Origin of the sequence: Achromobacter sp. (assembly GCF_049647645.1) — a bacterium.
Classification (GTDB): Bacteria; Pseudomonadota; Gammaproteobacteria; order Burkholderiales; family Burkholderiaceae_B; genus Achromobacter.
Genome location: NZ_JBARYB010000209.1, coordinates 23,484 through 43,770 on the forward strand (window position 1 = coordinate 23,484; position 20,287 = coordinate 43,770).

Annotated in this window: 17 protein-coding genes and 1 pseudogene; 11 read left to right on the top strand and 7 right to left on the bottom strand. The window is 66.2% G+C overall.

Features of this window, described 5'->3' with window-relative positions; translation table 11 throughout:
* Positions 1-26: 26 nt before the first annotated feature.
* Together WBB14_RS23440 and WBB14_RS23445 are read right to left on the bottom strand one after the other, a co-directional pair.
* Positions 27-698 carry a hypothetical protein gene (locus tag WBB14_RS23440; protein WP_424241968.1) on the bottom strand — a complete coding sequence of 224 codons (672 nt, stop codon included), beginning with the start codon at positions 696-698 and terminating at the stop codon, positions 27-29.
* A 126-nt stretch (positions 699-824) separates the two neighbouring features.
* Positions 825-1,736 carry a LysR family transcriptional regulator gene (locus WBB14_RS23445; RefSeq protein WP_424241969.1) on the bottom strand — a complete coding sequence of 304 codons (912 nt, stop codon included), beginning with the start codon at positions 1,734-1,736 and terminating at the stop codon, positions 825-827.
* Between the two features lie 363 nt (positions 1,737-2,099).
* On the opposite strand from WBB14_RS23445, the gene WBB14_RS23450 reads away from it, so the two are divergent.
* Complete coding sequence (locus tag WBB14_RS23450; RefSeq protein ID WP_424241970.1) at positions 2,100-2,807, top strand: GntR family transcriptional regulator; 708 nt, start codon at positions 2,100-2,102, stop codon at positions 2,805-2,807.
* A 47-nt stretch (positions 2,808-2,854) separates the two neighbouring features.
* Here WBB14_RS23450 and WBB14_RS23455 read toward each other — a convergent pair whose 3' ends face one another.
* Complete coding sequence (locus WBB14_RS23455) at positions 2,855-3,394, bottom strand: antibiotic biosynthesis monooxygenase (RefSeq protein ID WP_424241971.1); 540 nt, start codon at positions 3,392-3,394, stop codon at positions 2,855-2,857.
* A gap of 326 nt (positions 3,395-3,720) precedes the next feature.
* On the opposite strand from WBB14_RS23455, the gene WBB14_RS23460 reads away from it, so the two are divergent.
* A complete protein-coding gene (locus WBB14_RS23460; protein ID WP_424241972.1) occupies positions 3,721-4,275 on the top strand; it encodes an NADPH-dependent FMN reductase in 555 nt (184 codons plus the stop codon).
* 191 nt (positions 4,276-4,466) lie between these two features.
* A complete protein-coding gene (locus WBB14_RS23465) occupies positions 4,467-5,576 on the top strand; it encodes a PDDEXK nuclease domain-containing protein (protein ID WP_424241973.1) in 1,110 nt (369 codons plus the stop codon).
* Positions 5,577-6,210: 634 nt separating this feature from the next.
* Here the strand turns inward: WBB14_RS23465 and WBB14_RS23470 are convergent.
* A complete protein-coding gene (locus tag WBB14_RS23470) occupies positions 6,211-6,426 on the bottom strand; it encodes a dodecin (RefSeq protein WP_013395198.1) in 216 nt (71 codons plus the stop codon).
* Between the two features lie 188 nt (positions 6,427-6,614).
* Between WBB14_RS23470 and WBB14_RS23475 the strand changes: the two are divergent.
* A pseudogene (locus WBB14_RS23475) lies at positions 6,615-6,689 on the top strand (DUF6496 domain-containing protein); the annotation flags it as partial.
* Between the two features lie 107 nt (positions 6,690-6,796).
* On the opposite strand, the gene WBB14_RS23480 reads toward WBB14_RS23475, so the two are convergent.
* The gene (locus WBB14_RS23480) at positions 6,797-7,699 is read right to left on the bottom strand and encodes a LysR family transcriptional regulator (protein WP_424241974.1); all 903 of its coding nucleotides are present in this window, start codon (positions 7,697-7,699) and stop codon (positions 6,797-6,799) included.
* A 113-nt stretch (positions 7,700-7,812) separates the two neighbouring features.
* On the opposite strand from WBB14_RS23480, the gene WBB14_RS23485 reads away from it, so the two are divergent.
* The 3 genes from WBB14_RS23485 (at position 7,813) to WBB14_RS23495 (ending at position 10,034) form a co-directional block, all read left to right on the top strand.
* Positions 7,813-8,607, top strand: coding sequence for an SDR family NAD(P)-dependent oxidoreductase (locus WBB14_RS23485; RefSeq protein ID WP_424241975.1), 795 nt, complete (start codon positions 7,813-7,815; stop codon positions 8,605-8,607).
* A gap of 15 nt (positions 8,608-8,622) precedes the next feature.
* The gene (locus WBB14_RS23490) at positions 8,623-9,636 is read left to right on the top strand and encodes a zinc-binding alcohol dehydrogenase family protein (RefSeq protein ID WP_424241976.1); all 1,014 of its coding nucleotides are present in this window, start codon (positions 8,623-8,625) and stop codon (positions 9,634-9,636) included.
* Positions 9,637-9,800: 164 nt separating this feature from the next.
* Positions 9,801-10,034, top strand: a complete 234-nt coding sequence (locus tag WBB14_RS23495; RefSeq protein ID WP_013395203.1) for a hypothetical protein — start codon at positions 9,801-9,803, stop codon at positions 10,032-10,034.
* Between the two features lie 51 nt (positions 10,035-10,085).
* On the opposite strand, the gene WBB14_RS23500 is transcribed toward WBB14_RS23495, so the two are convergent.
* Together WBB14_RS23500 and WBB14_RS23505 are read right to left on the bottom strand one after the other, a co-directional pair.
* Entirely contained in the window at positions 10,086-10,442 is a 357-nt protein-coding gene (locus tag WBB14_RS23500; protein ID WP_424241977.1) for a hypothetical protein, read from the bottom strand.
* Positions 10,443-10,517: 75 nt separating this feature from the next.
* The gene (locus tag WBB14_RS23505; protein ID WP_424241978.1) at positions 10,518-11,426 is read right to left on the bottom strand and encodes an aldose 1-epimerase; all 909 of its coding nucleotides are present in this window, start codon (positions 11,424-11,426) and stop codon (positions 10,518-10,520) included.
* A gap of 390 nt (positions 11,427-11,816) precedes the next feature.
* On the opposite strand from WBB14_RS23505, the gene WBB14_RS23510 reads away from it, so the two are divergent.
* The 4 genes from WBB14_RS23510 to WBB14_RS23525 all read left to right on the top strand — a co-directional run bounded on the left by WBB14_RS23510 (position 11,817) and on the right by WBB14_RS23525 (position 20,235).
* Positions 11,817-15,770 carry an autotransporter outer membrane beta-barrel domain-containing protein gene (locus WBB14_RS23510; protein ID WP_424241979.1) on the top strand — a complete coding sequence of 1,318 codons (3,954 nt, stop codon included), beginning with the start codon at positions 11,817-11,819 and terminating at the stop codon, positions 15,768-15,770.
* A 160-nt stretch (positions 15,771-15,930) separates the two neighbouring features.
* Positions 15,931-18,600, top strand: coding sequence for a DNA mismatch repair protein MutS (mutS, locus tag WBB14_RS23515; protein WP_424241980.1), 2,670 nt, complete (start codon positions 15,931-15,933; stop codon positions 18,598-18,600).
* Positions 18,597-19,790 (top strand): JmjC domain-containing protein, encoded by a 1,194-nt coding sequence (locus WBB14_RS23520; RefSeq protein ID WP_424241981.1) that lies wholly within the window; start codon positions 18,597-18,599, stop codon positions 19,788-19,790. Before mutS ends, WBB14_RS23520 begins: the two co-directional genes overlap by 4 nt.
* Positions 19,791-20,007: 217 nt before the next feature.
* Positions 20,008-20,235, top strand: a complete 228-nt coding sequence (locus WBB14_RS23525) for a hypothetical protein (protein WP_013395215.1) — start codon at positions 20,008-20,010, stop codon at positions 20,233-20,235.
* Positions 20,236-20,287 lie beyond the last annotated feature (52 nt).

The following is a 20,287-nucleotide window of genomic DNA, read 5'->3' on the forward strand; positions in this document are numbered from 1 at the left end:
ATGTTTGGCGCCAGGCCGCAACGGGCTTAGCGCAGGTCGGCAGCCGCCAGTTTCCAGCCCAGTTGCAGCAGCCAGGCGCCGGACGGATCGGCATCGAAAGCGCTGCAAGCGTGGTCGCGCAGGGCGCGCGCGGCGGCAGCCGTGCTCGCCTCCACCACGAACAGGGGCGCCAGCACGCGGTTCTCGGTGGACTCGCGCGGCAGGGGCGTGCTGAGCGCCGCATCCGGGACCAGCAGATAGGACTGCACGAAACCGTCGGCCTCTGCCAGCTTGGCGCCCAGCTCAGCGGCCCGGGCGACCAGCGCCTCCCCATCTCCGGTCGCCGCCAGCGGCAGGACCACGAGTTCGCTGCCGGAGCCGAAGCCGGTCACGGCTCGCACGGCGCACACGCGGCGCATGGGATCGCGCATCCGGTCCAGATTGGTCACCGACCACGCGGTCTGGCGCTCGAACGCCGCGCGGTAGTCGGACGTGGTGAAGGCGGCCAGCGATTCGGTGCGGTACAAGCCCAGGTACTTGCGGCCGCCCTGCCGCGACAGGTAGCGCGCGCCCGACAGGAAGCCGGGAATGCGCACGCGCTCTTCCACGTGCTCGCGGTCGTACCAGCGGTTGAAATCGGCCTCGTGGGCGGGGTCGGCGTCAGTGGCGACGAACAGCAGGCCGTGAGGCGGGAGAGAGGATTCGGTGTGCGTGCTCATGGGCGGAAGACAGGAAATTCCTTCGATTGCGGAAGGCTCCATCTTCAGCCGGCTGGCTGGACGCGGACAAACGAGTAATTCTTCTGCGCGGCAACAGAATTACTGAAAGATGCCCTAGGGATAACACTATTGCGCGGAACCCAATGGCGGCGCTGTGACCGAGGACGTGAACTGGTCCGAAGCGCGGCTGGCGAGTTCGGCCACCAGCCGGATCGCATCCGACCCCGCGCTTTCCAGATAGCTCACCACCAGCAGCTGGGGCGGCACCGGGATGTCGCAGCGGATGATCTGCACTTCGCCGCGCGCCACGTACTCGTAGATGGGCGGCAGCGGCACCAGCGCGCGGCCGAAGCCGCTGCGCACCAGCCGCGCCAGCGCCGAGATCGAACTGACGCAGTGCACCTTGCCCTGCGGCATGCCGACTTCGCGGTACAGGGCCTTGAGCGCTTCGTGCGGCTGCGATCCCGGGCTCATGGTCAGCACCGGTTCGCTCAGCAGCTGCTGCGCGCTCAGCGCTTCCTCGTCGCCAGCCGGCCCGACCCAGCCCATCTCCATGGGCAGGCAGGCGGTGCTGATGATGCCGCTGTCGTTCAGCAGGTCGGTCTGCAGCGCAATGTCCAGCGCCCCTTCGCGCAGGCCGCGATGCAAGGCCCGCGTGGTCTCGGACGTGAGTTGCACTTCGATGCCCGGATAGGTGGAGCGCAGGTTGGTCAGGAAGCCGATCAGCCAGGTATGCACCACGGTCTCGATGGCGCCGATGCGCACCAGGCCGAAGACCTCGTCGCCGCCCTTGCCCAACGACAGGATCTGCTGGCGGATCTCCAGCAGCCGCTCGCCGTAGTCCAGCAGCCGCGTGCCGGTCGCGGTCAGCCTGAGTTCCTTGGCGTCGCGCTCGAACAGGCGCGCGCCTATGTCCTCTTCCAGCGAGGCGATGCGGTTGGCCACGGCGGCCTGGGTGATGTGCAGGCGGTCGCTCGCCGCCCGGAAACTGCCCAGGCGCGCCGACCACAGAAAGGCTTCGACAAAACGCGTATTCATTTCGGTACGACGCGGCAAGGCATCGCGCAAGGGTTCAGACCCCGAAGCGGCAAGCTCCGGTCCGTCCACATGCTACCGCCATAACCGCGGGCGCGGCGCGGACCGCGTCGGGTCCGCTGCCATGGTGCGCCTTGCACCAAAGCGGCCCAGGCGCGGCACCAGTATGAGGCCCGCCTGGTCCGCCCCCAGGAGCGGGCCGCCAGGCCAACAGTTGGCACGGCTCTTGCTTGATGGCTGGTATGCCAGCTTGTCCACCAACGCCACATTTCCCAGCACACCAGGAGTCCCGCATGATCTGCCGCCACGCACCCGCCGCCTTCAACGCCCCCCGCGCTCTTTGAACCACCGATCCGAGGCCTGGACATGGGAACCGCCTTCGCCATCATCGACATACCGCGCACGCTGGCCGATACCGCATACGGCACGCTGAAGCGCGACATCCTGGACTTCCGGCTGGCGCCGGGCGACCGCTTTACCGAAACCGAAATCGCAGACCGCCTGCAGGTCAGCCGCACGCCCGTGCGGGAGGCCCTGTTCCGCCTGGAACGGGAAGGCTATCTGGAAGTGCGGCAGCGCAACGGCTGGCTGGTCAAGCCGCTGGACTTCAACACGCTGGACCATTTCTACGAACTGCGCAGCGTGCTGGAAGCGGCCGCCGTGCAGGCGCTGTGCACGTCCGCCAGCGCCGCCGGGCGGCAGCGCGCGCTGCGCCCGTTGGCCGACATCTGGCTGGTGGAGGAAAGCGAACGCTCCAGCGACTGCGAGCGGCTGGCGGATCTGGATGAGCGCTTCCATCTCGACCTGGTCGCCGCGGCGGGCAATCCGGAGATAGCTCGCGTGCATCGCGCCGCCACCGAACGCATCCGCATCGTGCGCCGGCTGGACTTCACCCTGCCCGAGCGCATCGGCAAGGCCTACGAAGAGCACGCCGCCATAATCGAAGCCACGCTGGCCGGCGACTCGCCGCACGCGGTAGCGCTGCTGCATGCGCATATCCAGGGTAGCCAGGCCGCGGTGCGCGAGATCACGCTGCACCGCTTGTATGGCGCCCGCGGCGCGCGCGCGGCCTGAAGCCCGCCGACGCGGGCGGTTCGCGGACCGTCGGCGCGGACCGCGCCTCAGCCCGCGCGCAGCCAACGGTGCAGCGCGCGAAACACCAGGGGCATGCAGAGGTACACCATGACGGGCGTCAGGGCCGCGCTGGTGATCAGCACGCGCCAGAACACCGGCAGCAGGCTCAACGGTTCGCTAGCCAGGATGGAAAACGCCAGCAGCAGCGGGAAGTAGGCCAGCCAGATGCCGACGGCCTGTTTCCAGCGCGGCGGCGCGCTGGTCCTGGGCGCAAACCAGTCGTCCGTGCCGCTGACGCGGCGCTCGTGACTGGCGCGTACCAGCGCCGCGCCGCGCTCCAGCCACATGCGGCGCGGCAGGGAGTTCTCCCAGCGGCCGAGGCTGGCCGCGTCGGCAAAGCGCAGCACGATCTGGTATTGGTCTCCGCCCTCCGGCGGCTGCAGCACGCCCGAGCCGAGAAAGCCCGGGAAGCCTGCAGCAAGGATTTCTCCCTGGCGCATCCACGACAGGAAATCGCCATAGCGTTCGGGGGTGATGTGCCGGGTGACCAACATGGTGACCGGGGCGGAAACAGCGGAACTGGACATGGCGGAACTCCTGGGACGGCGCGCAGCGTGTTATGCAGTATTCATGCAGTACTAACCCTAGCAAGCGGCATGCCAGGATTGCCTGCCCTCGCTCTAGCGGCGCCATTGCGCGAGGTCTGCTCGTGGCCCGCGCGATCACGCACCGCGTGGCACGCCACAATGGTGAAACGCGCGCATTCCGCACCACGTTGGTGCTCCTCGCGGCCGGGGCCCTGCGGACATCAGGGCGTCATGATCCTGAATAAACATATCCGCGATCATGATTGAGCGGGCCTGCGTACAGGTCTACACTGACATTCCCGTCCAACCCTTGGAGCCTGCGCCCCATGAGCACCTACAAGATTGCCGTTTTCGTCGGAAGCCTGCGCGCTGCCTCGTTCAACCTGCGGCTGGCCCGCGCGCTGGAAAAGCTGGTGCCCGCGGACTTCAAGTTCGAATACGTGAGCCTGGGCGACGTGCCGCTCTATAACCAGGACAACGAGAACAACCTGCCCGCCCCCGCCGCCAAGCTCAAGCAGCAGATCGCCGACGCCCAGGGCATCCTGTTCGTTTCGCCCGAGCACAACCGCTCCGTGCCGGCCGCCATCAAGAACGCCATCGACTGGGGTTCGCGTCCCTGGGGCCAGAACTCCTGGACCGGCAAGGCCGTCGGCGTCGTCGGCACTTCGCCCAGCGCTGCCGGCACCGCGCTGATGCAGCAGCACCTGCGCAACATCCTGGCCGCCGAGGGCGCCAATACCCTGACCACGCCGGAAGTCTTCCTGCAATACACGGAAGGCCTGGTCGACGACCAGTACAACATCACCAACGAAGGCACCCGCAAATTCCTGCAAGGCTGGGTGGACCGCTACGTGGACTGGATCAAGAAGTTCAACGCCTGATCGCCGCCGCTGCCGGCGCGGGTTCTTCCCGGCCGGCAGAGATCGCCCGTCTACCTCCGGGCGATCCAGCCCCCCGATACGTCGGGGGGCTTTTTTTTGGTTCAACGATGACTCCAGTACCGCAATTCGCCGGATTACGCCAAGGCTAGATACAGCAGGTTTATCAATCACTTCGCAGGAATGGGCTTGGATTGATCTGGAAAAGCGCCGCGTGGTGTGGCCTGACAGTAAAACCTGGCGGCATTTCCAAACCCATGAGCGAGGAAGCCTATCGGCTGCTGGACGCGCGTACTCAAGGCCGCTGGCGTGCCGCATGTTGGTACGCAAGGCATCCGTCACCGAACGACGACCGACATTGCCAACTCGGGTGTGCCGACCAATTGTGGAGTTACTGGATGCTGCGCGCCAACAACCTGGAAAGCATGCGGCGTTTCTTCCTCGCCTGCCCCCAGCCCGAGATTTCCCAGACACTGACTGGGAAATTGGGAAACGAGCCTCCCGCAGAGAAATCCCAGACAGTGTCTGGGAAATTGAGCCTGTCCGAACTGGCCCAGGTCTTCACCCTGCCCTGGTCGGCCTATGTTCGGCTGCTTGCGGTCAAGGATGACCATGCCCGCCGGTTCTACGAGGCCGAGGCGCTGCGCGGGGGCTGGAGCGTGCGTCAGCTCGATCGGCTGATCGGAAGCCAGTTCTACGAACGCACTGCCCTGTCCAAAGACAAAGCGGCGATGCTGCTCAAGGGTTCTGTCGCCAAGCCCGAGGATGCAGTCACGCCCAACGACGCGATCAAAGACCCGTATGTGCTGGAATTCCTCGACCTCAAGGACGAGTATTCGGAATCCGACCTGGAAGCGGCCTTGATCCAGCGCCTGGAAGACTTCCTGTTGGAGCTGGGCGAAGGCTTCACCTTCGTCGGGCGGCAGCGCCCGTTACGCATCGACCAGACCTGGTACCGGGTGGATCTGTTGTTCTTCCATCGCAAGCTGCGTTGCCTGGTCATCATCGACCTGAAGCTGGGCAGCCTGACCCATGCCGACGCGGGTCAGATGCACATGTATTGCAACTATGCCAAAGAGCATTGGGCGTACCCGGATGAGAACCCGCCGGTGGGCCTCATCCTGTGTGCCGACAAGGGCCATGCTCTGGCGCGGTATGCGCTCGATGGCTTGCCGACCAAGGTGATGGCCGCCAATTATCGGACGGTGCTACCGGATGCCGAGCTGTTGCAGAAAGAGTTGGAGGACACGCGGCGTCTACTGGAATCGCGCGCTTTGAAGAAGCCCGAGCAATCCCGGCGATAGCCGGGCCTCCCGGTGTGCGCTACTGCGCGGCGTGGGGGCTCACACTTATCCCCGACAACTGTGGAGAAGGTTGAGGACAGCCTTGGGGCATATTGAAAATTCCCTGTCCTGCCGGGTACTTGCAAGCGCCGGTCAAAAAATGAGCAATCATCCTTTTGGATGATTTTTGGCCCACTTATCCACCGAAATCGGGATGAACCGGCGGACTTGCGCCGCGGCCACGAGCCTATGTGCATTTGTCCCCGCGTTCTGTGGAAAAGCATGAGGACAGTATGAGGGCAGGTCGGAAATCCCCTTGCATATCAAGCGCCTGCAAGGGGTGGTCAAGAATCGCTCAAACGCCGTATCGACGTGTCCCGGTTGTCCCCGGCAAATGTGGATAAGCCTGAGGACAGTATGAGGGCAGCCTGCAAAATGTCTTACAGGCCAAGCACTTGCAGGGGCCGCTCAAGAAACGCTCAAGTCCCCCGGCCCGGCGATGCTGCGACGATAGAGGACGGCGAGAGACGAAAGCGAGACAGGCTTGTCCCCACCGAATGTGGACAAGCCTCTGCACAGTCGGATAACAAGCTGAAAAAACCTTTATCCGACAATCACTTGGAAGCAGTGCTCAAGAAAGAAGCAGCAGGCGGACTCACTCGTTCCCTTCCAGCCGCATGCCTATCTTCAAGCCGACCTGCCAGTGGGCCACCTTGCCGTCCTTGATGTGGCCACGCACTTCGGTGACTTCGAACCAATCCAGATTGCGCAGCGTCTCGGACGCGCGCGCGATGGCCTGGGCGATGGCATCGTCGGTCGACTTGGTGGAAGAGCCCACCAGTTCGATCTGCTTGTAGACATGATTCGACATAGCTCGTCTCCGCTTAGGGGGTGAGTCGTGCATCGTCGGCCTGGCGGCGGTGTTCCGGCGCTTACGACCGGCAATCCATTCGAATACACAGCATACGCCCACGGCGCAAGAGTGGTGTTACGAGTTCCGTCGCACCGGCCTCGGCGCGGCGCAACGCGTTCCCGCAATGCAAGCCAGGAGGTGTCGTCATGCCTGAACGAAAAGCCCTAGAACGAGCGGCGCGCGACAAACACCAAGGAGAATCCGCTTCCACGCAGGCCGGATAATTCGTGCGCGAGAAAATCGAACACGTGCGCGAAGGCAAGCGCGGCGAAGCAGCGGGCCGGCCACCGCGCATCGAGGGGCCCGTGGGGCCTGCTCTGAGGCCCGGCTAGCCGGCCTCGAACGCCTTGAAGCGCTCGTGCAAGAACTCGCGCAGGCGCTTGACCGCCGGCGACAGCAGCATGCGGTGCACGCACAGCAGATACAGCGGCGAGGGCTCGCTGGTGTAGTCGGCCAGGACCTCGATGAGCCTGCCCGCCCGCAAGTCGGCCAGCACGTCATAACGCGATTTGTAGGCCAGGCCATGGCCGGCCAGTGCCCAGCGGCGCACCAGTTCGCCGTCATCGCCCACGCGGTCGCCCTTGACCGGGACGGTAAGCGCGGCGCCCTCATGCCTGAAGGCCCAGCGGTCGTGCAGGGTTTCGCCCAGCACGAAGGACAGGCAGTTGTGGCGGCGCAGATCATCTGGCACTTGCGGCACGCCATGCCGCGCAAGATAGGCGGGCGAGGCGCAGACCACGCGGCGGTTGTGCTCGGACAGCGGCAGCGCCACCAGCCCGGAGTCGTTCGGCGTGCCATAGCGCACCGCCAGATCGACCGGCTGCCGGTACAGGTCGGCCAGGCGGTCGCTGATGCGCACCTGGAAGTTGACGCGCAGATGCCGTTCCTGGAACTCGTCCAGCCAGGGCAGCAACACATGGCGCCCCAAGTCGGACGGAATCGACAAGGACAAAGTGCCAGAGATCTCCGTCTTGTTGCGCGCCACGGCGTTCCGGCCCGCTTCCAGCGCCGACAGCGCCGAGCGGGCATGCTCCAGATAGCGTTCACCGTCGCTGGTCAGCCTGAGGCTGCGCGTCGAACGCACGAACAGGCGCGTCTCCAGAGCCAGCTCCAGGCGCTTGAGCGCCGCGCTGGCGACCGCCGGCGTCAGGTCCAATTCACGCGCGGCGGCGGAAAAGCTGCCCTGGTCCGCCGCCGCCATGAATATCCTCAGATCCTCGAACCGCACCATCCCAGGCCTCATTTTCAAAAACTTATTGAAACTGAGTGCGATGCTAGCCGCTTTTTCCCCGCTCTGGACTGGGTAATCATGGCTCCATTCCCCGACAAGCAAGGAGTCACCCCATGAAAATCGAACTGAACGGCAAGAAGGCCCTGGTCACCGGATCGTCCGGCGGCATCGGCCTGGCCATTGCCGCGGGCCTGGCCGAGGCCGGCGCCGAAGTCGTGCTGCACGGCCGCAGCGCCGACAAGCTGGCGCAGGCCGCCGCCTCGCTCGCCAAGCAGTTTCCCGCCGCCCGCCTGAGCACTGTGCAGGCCGACCTCGCCACCGCCGACGGCGCCGCCTCGATCTCGGCCGCCCATCCCGACGTGGACATCCTGGTCAACAACGCCGGCTACTTCGCGCCCAAATCCTTTACCGAAATCACGGACGACGACTGGCAATACATGCTGGACACCAACGTCATGAGCGGCGTGCGCCTGTCTCGCTATTACCTGCCGCGCATGCTGGCCGCCGGCTGGGGCCGCATGGTGTTCATCTCCAGCGAATCCGGCGTGCAGATCCCCGCGGAAATGATCCACTACGGCGTCAGCAAGACCGCCTTGCTGGGCGTGTCGCGCGGGTTGGCCGAACTGACCGCCGGCACCGGCGTCACCGTCAACGCCGTGCTGCCTGGCCCCACTCGTTCGGAAGGCGTGTCGGACTTCTTCGCCGAAATGGCCAAGGAGCAAGGCGTGACGCAAGACCAGATGGAACGCGACTTCATCGCCCAGCACCGGCCCACGTCGCTGCTGCGGCGCCTGGCCACGGTAGAAGAAGTGGCCAACATGGTCGTCTACACCTGCTCGACGCAAGCCGCGGCCACCAATGGCGCCGCGCTGCGCGTGGACGGCGGCGTGGTGCGCTCCATCATCTGATCACGGCCTGAACCCATGAAAGCCATCGCCTACTTCAAGAACCTGCCCGCCGACCACCCCGAGGCGCTTCAGGACATCACCCTCGCCGATCCCGTGCCCGGCGAACGCGACCTGCTGGTCGAGGTCCGCGCCATTTCGGTCAACCCGGTGGACGTGAAGATCCGCGCCAACCGCAAGCCCAAGGACGGCCAGCCCGAGGTCATGGGCTGGGACGCCGCCGGCATCGTGCGCGCGGTGGGCGCCAAGACCAGCCTGTTCAAGCCTGGCGACCGCGTCTGGTATGCGGGCGCGTTGAACCGCCCCGGGGCCAACAGCGAACTGCATGCGGTTGACGAGCGCATCGTCGGCCGCATGCCCGCCAGCCTGGACTATGCCCAGGCCGCGGCGCTGCCGCTCACCACCATCACCGCCTGGGAACTGCTGTTCGACCGGCTGCGCGTGCTGGACAACGGCGCGCCCAGCCAGGGCAGTCTGCTGGTCATCGGGGCCGCAGGCGGCGTGGGCTCCATCCTGGTGCAGCTGGCGCGCCAGCTGACCGGCCTGACGGTGATCGGCACCGCCTCGCGTCCGCAAACGCAGGCCTGGGTGCGCGAGCTGGGCGCACATCACGTCATCGACCATAGCCAGCCGCTGGCCGCCGAACTCAAGCGCCTCGGCTTCCAGCACGTCAGCCACATCGCCGGCCTGACCCAGACCGACCAGCACTTCGCGCAGATGGCCGAAGCAATCGCGCCGCAAGGCAAGATCGCCTTGATCGACGATCCCGCCGCCATCGACGTGCGCCTGCTCAAGTCCAAGTCGGCGTCGTTGCATTGGGAGTTCATGTTCGCGCGTCCGCTGCACGGCACGCCCGACATGATCGCGCAGCACGAACTGCTGAATCAGGCCGCGCGCCTGATCGACGATGGCACATTGCGCACCACGCTGGGGACGCACTACGGCAAGATCAACGCCGAAAACCTGCGCCGCGCCCACGCCTTCATCGAAAGCGGCAAGGCGCAGGGGAAGATCGTGCTGGAAGGTTTCTAGGAAGCCCGCGCCATGCCTCGCCGCCCGCCGCGGCGGGGCATCTCGCAATTGCAAGCAGAAAGCAGTACAAACTCGACTGCGCGCAACCGCGAGCGCAACGCCATCGGGAGTCTCTTCTGCTCGACCACATTCTCAATCAGACGCTTGAACCCCTGCTCTGGGGTATGGTGGCCTTTACCCTGCTGATGCTGAGGCTGGCGCCCCTGCAAGGCTGGAAGGCCGTCATCGTCGCCGGCATCACGGCGGGGCTGGTCTTCGACACCATCCAGTTCCGCGTCGGCCCCCCGCGCCTGTGGGATGCGCTGGTGCTGGGCTCGGTGCTGGCCGCCCTGCTGGCGGCCGCCGTGCTGGAACTGCTGTTCCTGCTGCTGCGCCGCTCGCGTCCCGAGCGGGCCTGAGGCAGCGGACCGGCCTGCGGTCCGGATCACAGGCGCCTCGCGCGCATGCTGTCAGGCGCGCCCTTCCCGCCTGGCGCGGGCGTGAGGATCGTTGATCTCGGCTTCCAACTCGGCGATCAGCCACTCCAACCAGCCGTTTTCACTGCGTGCGTAAACCACGGCGGCGGGCGTCTTGCCAGTGCGCCATCCCGGCTGATGCGCATCCATCCACGCGCCCAGGCTCTTGTGCGGCGCCAGCAAGCCCGACAGCCAGGACCACAGGTAATCGGGCACGTTGCGGCGGAATCCTTGCGCGCAGGCGTAAAGGGTGGGCTCGAGCGGCAGGTTGCCGGCGCGGGCCAGCCTTGCCTGCACGCGGCGCAGGGTCTCGGCCGCGGCCTGCAATTGTTCGGTGCTGAGCTTTTTCATTAGAGGACTCCTGGACTTGGTTTGCCCGGATTATCGCCGCAGGCGGCGGCGCTTTCCAAGCGCCGCTTGCAGGCCTCAGGAACGCACCGGCCGCGGCGGCTCCAGGCCCAGCAAAGCGGTCGCGCTGAAGCGCGCGCCAGGTTCGAGCGCCCGCATGCCGGTGCGCGCCTCGCCGCCCGCCGCCAGGTTGAACGCGTCCGCCACATTGGTGACTGGCTCCACGCACAGGAACTCGGAGCTGGCCGCCGTGTACACCACCAGGTGCGCAAAGGCCGGATCGGCATGCAGCGAGAGCTGGTGCCCATCGGGCCAATGCAGGGTGGCCCGCCCTTCCCACTGCGACAGATAGGTATCGCAGCCGCTGGCCGAGCGCCGCAGTTCGCGCACATGAACGGCCTTGCTGCCGGTGGGCAGTCCCTCCGCGTCCGCCGCCCACTCGCGGCGCGCATGCAGTGTGACGCGCTCGGCCGTGAAATACGGATGCAGCCCCAGGCCGCAGGGCATGGGCGTGTCGCCCAAATTGACGATGGCAAGCGTCACGCTCAGGCCGCGCGCGTCCAGCTGATAGCGCTGCACGCACTCGAAAGGCCAGGGCCAGCCCAGCACGCCGGCGGGCTGCTCCAGCACCAGGTCGACGCTGTCCGCGCTCTGGCTGCGCACGCGCCACGCCTGATACAGGCCCGCGCCATGGATCGCATGGGGCCGGCCGGGCACGGACTGCAACGCGTGCCTGGCGCCATTGAAGGTGAACACGCCGTCGCGGATGCGATTGGAGTACGGCGCCAGCGGGTATGAGCCCGCCCGCGGCCAGCGGCCGGCGGGCCACTGCGTGTCGGTCAGCGGCACGATCCAGTCGTGCGCGCCGGTGGCCAACCGGGTCAGGCGACCGCCGCCGCCTGGCGCGAATTCGGCCTGGTGCGGGCCGCTGGCGATGGTGACGCGCGCGCTGGCATCGAGCGTGGCCGGGACGGATAGAACCTGCATTTGAAAGAGACTCCGGCGGCGGAAACAGGGCCGCGCGCTGCGATTGTGCCGTCCCCGGACTGACGGGCGCAAGCGACTGCCAAGGTGGCGGCCAGCGCGGATATGAAGCGCGTAGTCATCAAGAAGTTGGGCAACATCATGGACAAACAACGCCCAGTCCGAATTCCGATTCCCCAAGAACAGGTCGGCGCTTGCGGAACGCCTAGCAGCGCTTATCCGCAAGCATTGTGAAAGATATGCAACATAGTTTCAATTTGTTGCACACCATGCGGAAATGGACATGCTACGTTGAAACGCAAGCATTACGCGGGTCATTCGTACTCGAAGCTCCCGCTCTCGATTGCCTAGTTCCTACCCAGTTGTTTCGCGAGTGCCCCAATGGAGGCTCCAATGCGTAACAGGCGAATGGAAGGACGCAATAGCGATGCGGCGCCGCGCCCTGCGGCTGTATTGCAGACCGCGCGGTATCTATTGCTGGGATCGTTATCGCTGGGCGCCGATGCTGTGGCCCAAACAACCTGTCCGGCAGGTCCCGTCACCCGCTCTGGAAGCGCATGCACGGTGACGCCAGGCAGTACCGTCAACGTACTTAACGCGAGCCAACCGGGGCTGGATGCAGAGAACCCCGGCGGCGCAATCACGGCCAGCGGCGTGTTCCTGAATCTGGGCGGAACAGGCTCGACCTTGCCTCGCAGCTACATCGGCGCGATAGCCGGAAATGGTGGCCGCGTTGTTTTCGACAGCAGCACAATCACCACGGTGCAGGCAGCGACGGGACAGCTGGGCCTGGTCGCATCCGGGGCCGGCAGTATCGCGACAGCCACAGGTTCCCGCATCACGCTGGGGTTGACGACGACCGTCAATGACAACATCGCCGTGCTTGCCACAGGCGGCGGTACCGTGCAGATGATCGCGTCCAACGTTGCGACGCAGGGCGCCGGCGGCGCGGGCAACCATGCGCTCAATGCCACTGGCCTGGGAAGCTCGATTGCCTTTACGGGCGGGACCATCAGCACGGCGGGACGGGGCTCGTTCGGGGTCCGCGTCGACGGCGGCGCGAGCGCAACGATAGGACCGGGCACCTCGATACTCACCACAGGGACCATTACCTCCGGCGGCTCGGCCATCGGCAGCCATGGGTTGTGGGCAAGCGGAACCGCAACTAGCGGCGGGACTGTCGTGCCGAGCCGTATCAACGCGGCCGGCATTTCCATCGTCACCGGCGACCCGGGCGTGGGCACCGCCAGCGGCACCAGTGCCGCGGGCGTACGCGTCGAAAATGGCGCGGCAGTGTCTCTGACCGACGTGTCGATCAGCACACGCGGCTCCGGCACCACGATCAATCCGGCTGCCGGCGTCCTCGTGATGTCAGGCAGCAGCGTAGGCATGCAAGGAAACAACGCCATCACGACGACTGGGCAGTTCGGACATGGCTTGTCGGTGCAGGACGCCGGCTCCACAGCAGTCATCAACGGCGGTTCGGTCCAGGTGAATGGCTCACGGTCGATTGCCCTGAACATTTCAGCGGGCGGCTCGGTGACGATGGATTCCGCCAGCATCGCGGCGGGTACCGGTGCGTCGATCGGTGCGCAGATCGACGGGACTGGCTCCACGCTGAAAGCGACGAACACGACCATATCCGCATCGAACGCAACGGCGCACGGCCTGCGCGCAAGCGCCGGCGCCACGGTAAATCTGTCGCAGGGGTCGGTGACCAGCCGCGGGATAAATGCCAATGGCATCTTCGCCGCGAATTCGACGGTAGTCGCAAATAACCTCGCGATCCTCACCACGGGCGACGGCAATGCGATGGCGGTACTGGCCGACCTGGGCAGTTCCATCACCGTGACGAACGCATCCATCGCCACGCAAGGGACCGTTTCCGCTGGCGACAGGCGCCCGCATGCGCTGGCGGCGCGCAACCCGGGCGCACAACTCGGGGTGCAAGGAAGCACGGTTCAAACCGCAGGCGACGAGGCCATGGGGGTTGTCGCCGACGACGGCGGCTCGGTTGCCCTGGACAACGTGTCGGTCGTGACTTCCGGCACGCTGGCCCTCGGCGCCTATGCTGTCGTCGAACAGGCAGGAGCCCAATTTCCCGCCGCGATTTCCGCGCAAGGCTCCACTATCCGGACCACGGGCGGGCACGCCTATGGCGCAATGGCGCAGCGCAGTTTCCTGGAAGCGCCGGCCACGATCGCGCTGCTCAACACGTCGGTCGCCACGGAAGGCGCCGACGCCGTGGGTCTGCGCGCGATCAGCGGCGGGGTCATCACGTCCAGCGCCAGCAGCGTTGCCACGCAAGGAGCTTCCGCGCATGGCGCCCTGGCCCGCGACACCGGCAGCCTCATCTCGCTTGCTCAAACCCCCGTGACGGTAACCGGCGCCCTGGCCCATGGCGCCGTTGCGCAAAACGGCGGCCGAATCGTCGGCGATGGCGCCGTGATCCGCGTGAGCGGCGCCGCCGGCATGGGTTTGTTCGCATTGGGCGATCCCGGACCGGCGGCCGAAATCGAATTGACCAGATCCAGCGTCGCCAGCACCGGCGCCCCGGCGATAGGCGTGGCGGGAATGGGCAACATCTCGCTCGTCGATACGGTGGTGTCCGGAAATGGCAACTGGCTGCGTGTCGCCACGATCGAAGACTTTCCCTTGATGGCAGGTCCCGATGCCCCATTGGGCGGCATACCCGATCCGGACACGCTGCTAGGCAATGCGGTTGCCGCGCAGCCGCTTGCAGCGCCCGCCGCGTCCCCGGGCCAGGCAAATATCACGGTCCTGGGCTCAACCCTTACGGGCGCGGCCACCACTGCGCCGGATAGCGTATCGAACGTAGCGCTTCAGTCGAACACGCTCTGGACGATGACCGGCAACTCCAACATTACCAATTTGACCAACACCGCCAGCCAGATCGTCTACTCGCCTCCGATCGGCGGCGTCTACAAGACGCTGACGGTATCGAACTACGTCGGCGGCACTGGCAGCGCCGTCGCGCTGAACACCTTTCTTGCTGGCGATGGCGCGCCATCCGATCTGCTCGTTATTTCAGGCACGGCAACCGGACAAAGCGCCCTGCGTATCAGCAATACCGGCGGCCCAGGCGCCCTCACCCAATCCAGTGGCATCAAGGTGGTCGACGCGGTGAGCGGCGGAACTACGGCGACTTCCGCATTCACGCTTGCCGGCCGGGCCGTTGCCGGCCCATATGAGTACCGGCTGTTTCGAGGCGGTGCGACCGCGGGAGAGGCCAACAACTGGTACTTGCGCTCGGAAAAGGATCCCGAACCTCCGCCCCCGATTCCTCCTGATCCGGTTCCTCCCGACCCAGGCCCTCCCGGCCCTGTTCCGCCGGCGCCTCCCCCCGAACCGCCTCAGCCCCCAAAGCCCTTGTATCGACCGGAAGTGGCGGCTTATCTCGCCAACCAACGGCTGGCCGGGCAGATGTTTGTACACAGCATGCACGACCGGCTGGGCGAACCGCAATACATTGAGACCCAGCAGTTCGAAGACGAAGACGACAAACGGCGCGCGCTGTGGCTGCGCATGACGGGAAAGTGGGACCGCACGCATAGCAAGAACGGCGAATTCGATGTCAGCAGCGACATGTTTCTCCTGCAAGGCGGCGGCGATCTCGCTCAATGGAAGCTCGGTTCGGAAACAGACCGCCTTCACCTCGGCGCGATGGCCGGTTTCGGCAACAGCCGCAGCACCGCGCGGGCTGACGGCAACCCGTACAAGGCCCGCGGCAGCGTCGAAGGCTACAGCGTCGGACTTTACGGGACCTGGTTTGAAAACAACGAGACCAAATTGGGAACCTATGTAGACACCTGGTTCCAGTACGGTTGGTTCAAGAACAAGGTCGAAGGAGAGGACTTGCCGGACGTGAAGTACGACGCCCGTGGCTGGGCGGTATCCGGCGAAGTCGGTTATGCCTTCAAACTGCGTAACGATTGGGTTCTGGAACCGCAAGCGCAGTTGATCTATGTGAGTTACGACCAGGACAGCGTCGCCGAATCCAACGGCACCAGCGTAGGCAGAGCCGATTCCCACGGCACGATCGGCCGTTTGGGGGTGCGCGCCCACCGCACCTACGAAATGAAGAATGGCCGGAAGGTCCAGCCTTTCGTCACCGTGAACTGGTGGCATACGGACACGGACAGCTCAGTGTCATTCAATCAATTGCCCGTGGGCAGCCTGTATCCCCGTGATCGCTATGAATTGAAGCTCGGGGTCCATGCAGACTTCACCAAGGGATGGACAGGGTGGACCAACATAGCGGGCTCCTGGGGGGCTCAGGACTACCGCCAGTATGCCGCCAGGATCGGCGTCAAATATACGTGGTGATGCGGCCCAGTCCCCGATTCGTCAAGTCCGGCGCAGTTGCTTGACGGACATGCCGCAGCAGGCCGGCTCATTAGGGCGCCAGATCGCCCGATGCCCGGCAGCATGGACAATTTGACCGCGCCCAACCCTCATCCAGCGCCCGCCCGATACAATCACGGGCATGAATTCCGCAACGCAAAACACCGCCGCCGACGCCCACCCGGGCCACACCCCCATGATGCAGCAGTACCTCCGCCTGAAGGCGGAGGCCGGCCCCCTGCTGCTGTTCTACCGCATGGGCGACTTCTATGAAATGTTCTACGAAGACGCGGAGCGCGGCGCGCGCCTGCTCAACCTGACGCTGACCAAGCGCGGTTCATCCAATGGCACGCCGATCCCGATGGCCGGGCTGCCGGTGCATGCCATGGAACAGTACCTGGCGCGGCTGGTCGCCATGGGCGAGTCCATCGCCATCTGCGAGCAGATCGGCGATCCGGCGACCTCCAAGGGGCCGGTCGAGCGCCGCATCGTGCGCATCGTCACGCCCGGCACGCTGACGGACGACGCGCTGCTGCCGGCCAAGGCGGACCGTGCGCTGGCCGCCGTGTTCGTCGGCGGAACGGCGCGCGCGCCGCGCGCTGGGCTGGCCTGGCTGAACCTGGCCAGCGGCGAATTCCGCGTGACCGAATGCGCGCCGGCGCAACTGGAATCCGAACTGCACCGCATCGCGCCGGCCGAGATCGTCTGCGCCGAGAGCGCTGAATTCGACTTCCCCTTCGAAGGCGCCCGCGCCCGCGTGCCCGACTGGCACTTCGAAGGCGACAGCGCGCGCGCCCACCTGCTGGCGCATTTCAAGACCGATACCCTGGCGGGTTTCGACATCGAGGACATGCCGGCAGGCATCTGCGCGGCGGGCGCCCTGCTGCGCTACGCGGCCCGTACCCAGTCGCAGGCCCTGGCCCACGTGCAGAGCCTGTCGGCGGAACGCCCCGGCCAATACGTGCTGCTGGACCCGGTCACGCGCCGCAACCTGGAACTGACGCAGACGCTGTCCGGCGAAGATTCGCCGACGCTGTTCTCGCTGCTGGACGGCTGCCGCACGCCCATGGGCAGCCGGCTGCTGCGCCGCTGGCTGCACCATCCGCTGCGCGAGAACGAGCAGGCCCTGGCGCGCCAGCAGGCCATCTCGGCGCTGCTGGCGGGCCGCATGGACGTGGAGCAGACCTTTGGCGCGGCCGGCTTTGGCGCGGCCGGCCTGCTGGAGTCCCTGCGCGGCGCGCTCAACGCCTTCCCGGACATCGAGCGCATCGCCGCCCGGCTGGCGCTGCGTTCGGTGCGCCCGCGCGAACTGGCCAGTCTGCGCGACGCGCTGCAAGCCCTGCCGGCGCTGCGCGACCTGGTGGAGCCAATGGCGAACTCGCCGCGGCTGGGCGAACTGATCTCGCACCTGTCGGTGGATCCGGCCCTGGCCGCCCTGCTGGTGCGCGCCATCGCCGCCGAACCCGCTGTCGCCATCCGCGACGGCGGCGTGCTGGCGGCGGGCTTCGACGCGGAACTCGACGAGCTGCGCGGCCTGGCGGCCGATGGCGGCGATTTCCTGGTGCAACTGGAAGCCCGCGAGCGCGAGCGCACCGGCATCAGCAACCTGCGGGTTGAGTTCAACCGCGTGCATGGCTTCTACATCGAAGTCACCAAGGGCCAGACCGCCAAGGTGCCGGAAGACTACCGCCGCCGCCAGACGCTGAAGAACGCCGAACGCTACATCACGCCTGAACTCAAGACCTGGGAAGACAAGGTGCTGTCCGCCCAGGACCGCGCGCTGGCCCGCGAGAAATGGCTGTTCGAGCAATTGCTCGACGTGCTGGCCGAACACGTGCGGCCGCTGTCGGATTGCGCCGCCGCGCTGGCCGAACTGGACGCGCTGGCCGCCCTGGCCGAACACGCGCGCCGCCACGACTGGATCGCGCCCGAGCTGTCCGAGCAGGCCGACGTCGACATCGAGGCCGGCCGCCACCCGGTGGTGGAACATGCCATCGAACGCTTCACGCCCAATGGCTGCCGGCTGGAGCCGGCGCGCCGCATGCTGTTGATCACCGGCCCGAACATGGGCGGTAAATCGACCTACATGCGGCAGGTGGCGCTGATCGTGCTGCTGGCGCGCATCGGCAGCTTCGTGCCCGCGTCGCGCGCCCGCATCGGCAAGATCGATCGCATCTTTACCCGCATCGGCGCCGCCGACGACCTGGCCGGCGGCCGTTCGACCTTCATGATGGAAATGACCGAAGCGGCCGCCATCCTGTCGGCCAGCACGCCCAACAGCCTGGTGCTGATGGACGAAATCGGCCGCGGCACGTCCACCTATGACGGCCTGGCGCTGGCCTGGGCCATCGCCTGCCGCCTGCTGGCCCACAACCGCGCGCTGACGCTGTTCGCCACCCACTATTTCGAACTGACCCGCCTGCCCGCGGAACAGCCGGCCTCGGCCAACGTGCACCTGGCCGCAGCCGAATCGGCCGGCGGCATCGTATTCCTGCACGAAGTGCGCGAAGGCCCCGCCAGCCGCAGTTACGGAATCCAGGTGGCGCAGCGCGCGGGCGTGCCCGCCGCCGTGATCCGCCAGGCTACGCGCGAGCTGGAACGCCTGGAAGCCCAGGGCGCACCCACGCCGCAGTTGGGCCTGTTCGCCGCCGCGGCTGATGCCGACGCCCAGGCCTATGCCGAAGCCGACCGTTCCGACGACCTCGATGCCCTCGACGCCCTGCGCGAGGAACTCGCCGCCATCGACCCCGACAGTCTGACCCCGCGCGAAGCGCTGGACGCCCTCTACCGCCTGAAGAAGCACCTGCAATGAACCTCGACCATCCCTTGGCCCTGCTGGGCAACCAGAGCCCCAACGACTTCATGCGCCGCCATTGGCAGCGCAAACCCTTGCTGATCCGCCAGGCCATCCCCGGATTCAAGCCGCCCGTCACGATCGCCGCCATCAAGAAGCTGGCGCGCCGCGACGACGTGGAGTCGCGCCTGATCTGGCGCGAGAACGGCGAATGGCAGATGGAAAACGGCCCCTTTGCGCGCCTGCCCAAGGACAATGAAGGCGACTGGACCCTGCTTGTACAAAGCGTGGACCTGCACAGCGATGCCGCGTCCGAACTGATGCAGCTGTTCCGCTTCATTCCCGACGCGCGCCTGGACGACGTGATGATCAGCATCGCCAGCCATGGCGGCGGCGTGGGTCCGCACTTCGACAGCTACGACGTGTTCCTGCTGCAGGCGGCGGGCGAGCGCGAATGGCGCTATGGCCGCCAGAAAGACCTGTCGCTGGAGCCCGGCCTGCCGCTGAAGATCCTGAGCCGCTTCGAGCCCGAGGAAACGGCCGTGCTGGCCCCTGGCGACATGCTCTACCTGCCGCCCCAGGCCGCACATGACGGCGTCGCCGTGGGCGACGGTTGCATGACCATCTCCATCGGCTTTCGCGCGCCCACGCAGGCCACGCTGGCGCGAGGGCTGCTCGAAGCGGCCGCGGACCAGGTCATGGCGCGCGTCGGCCTCCTGGGCGGCCCCTATGGCGAACCCGCCCTGCCCGGTCCCAAGCTGTCCGCCGTCTATCGCGACCCCGGCCAACCCGCCGTCGACACGCCCGCCGCCTTGCCGGACGCGCTGGTGGCCGCAACGCTGGAAACCGTGGAAAAGCTGCGCTTCGACGATGCGCTCGCCTCGCGCTTCCTGGGCTGCTGGCTGACCGAGCCCAGCAACCTTAGCGTGTTCGACGCGCCCGAGGGCATGGACGTGGACCTGGAAGAGGATTGGCCCGCCACGGGCAAGCTGATGCTGGACCGCCGCAGCCGCATGCTGTATCGCGGCAAGCAGCTCTTCATCAATGGCGAGACCGCCATGACGCCCGCCGACGCCGCCTTGCGCACGCTGGCCGACGCGCGCAGCCTCGATTGTGCGGACCCGTCCTGCGCCCGTCTGAGCGACGAAGCGCGCTCCTGCCTGGCGGACTGGCTGGATTCGGGCTGGATCCACTACCAACCGACGTAGCATCCGGACACCGTCGCGTATCAGTCCTGTACAGAAGGCAATCAGGTCTGATACGCGGGACACATCAAGAAAGAGATAACACGAAGCTGAAAGGTTTGTTGCCGTTAGGATGCGACCTTTTTAACTTTCATACGCGTTGGGCTCGCGTGTTCCTGTAGCCTGACCTCTGGTTTCCCCTAATGGGGTTTCAAGAGTCGTCATCTACAGGAGTCTAAAAATGATGAGCAAAACCTTGATTATTGCTTCGGTGCTGGCCGTCGCGCTGAGCGCCTGCAACAAGAAGGAAGATGCCCCGGCGCCCGCGACCAACCCCGCCCCGGGCGCAAGCACGCCTGCCCCCACCACGACGCCCCCGGCCACCTCGCCGGCTCCGGCGCCCACGCCCAACACCACGCCGGGTGGCGGTTCGACCACCCCGGGCGGCTCGACCACGCCCGCGTCCTAATAAAAAGCAGAGACGAACCCCCGCTCTGAGGATGCAAGAAAAAGCCCTGGCT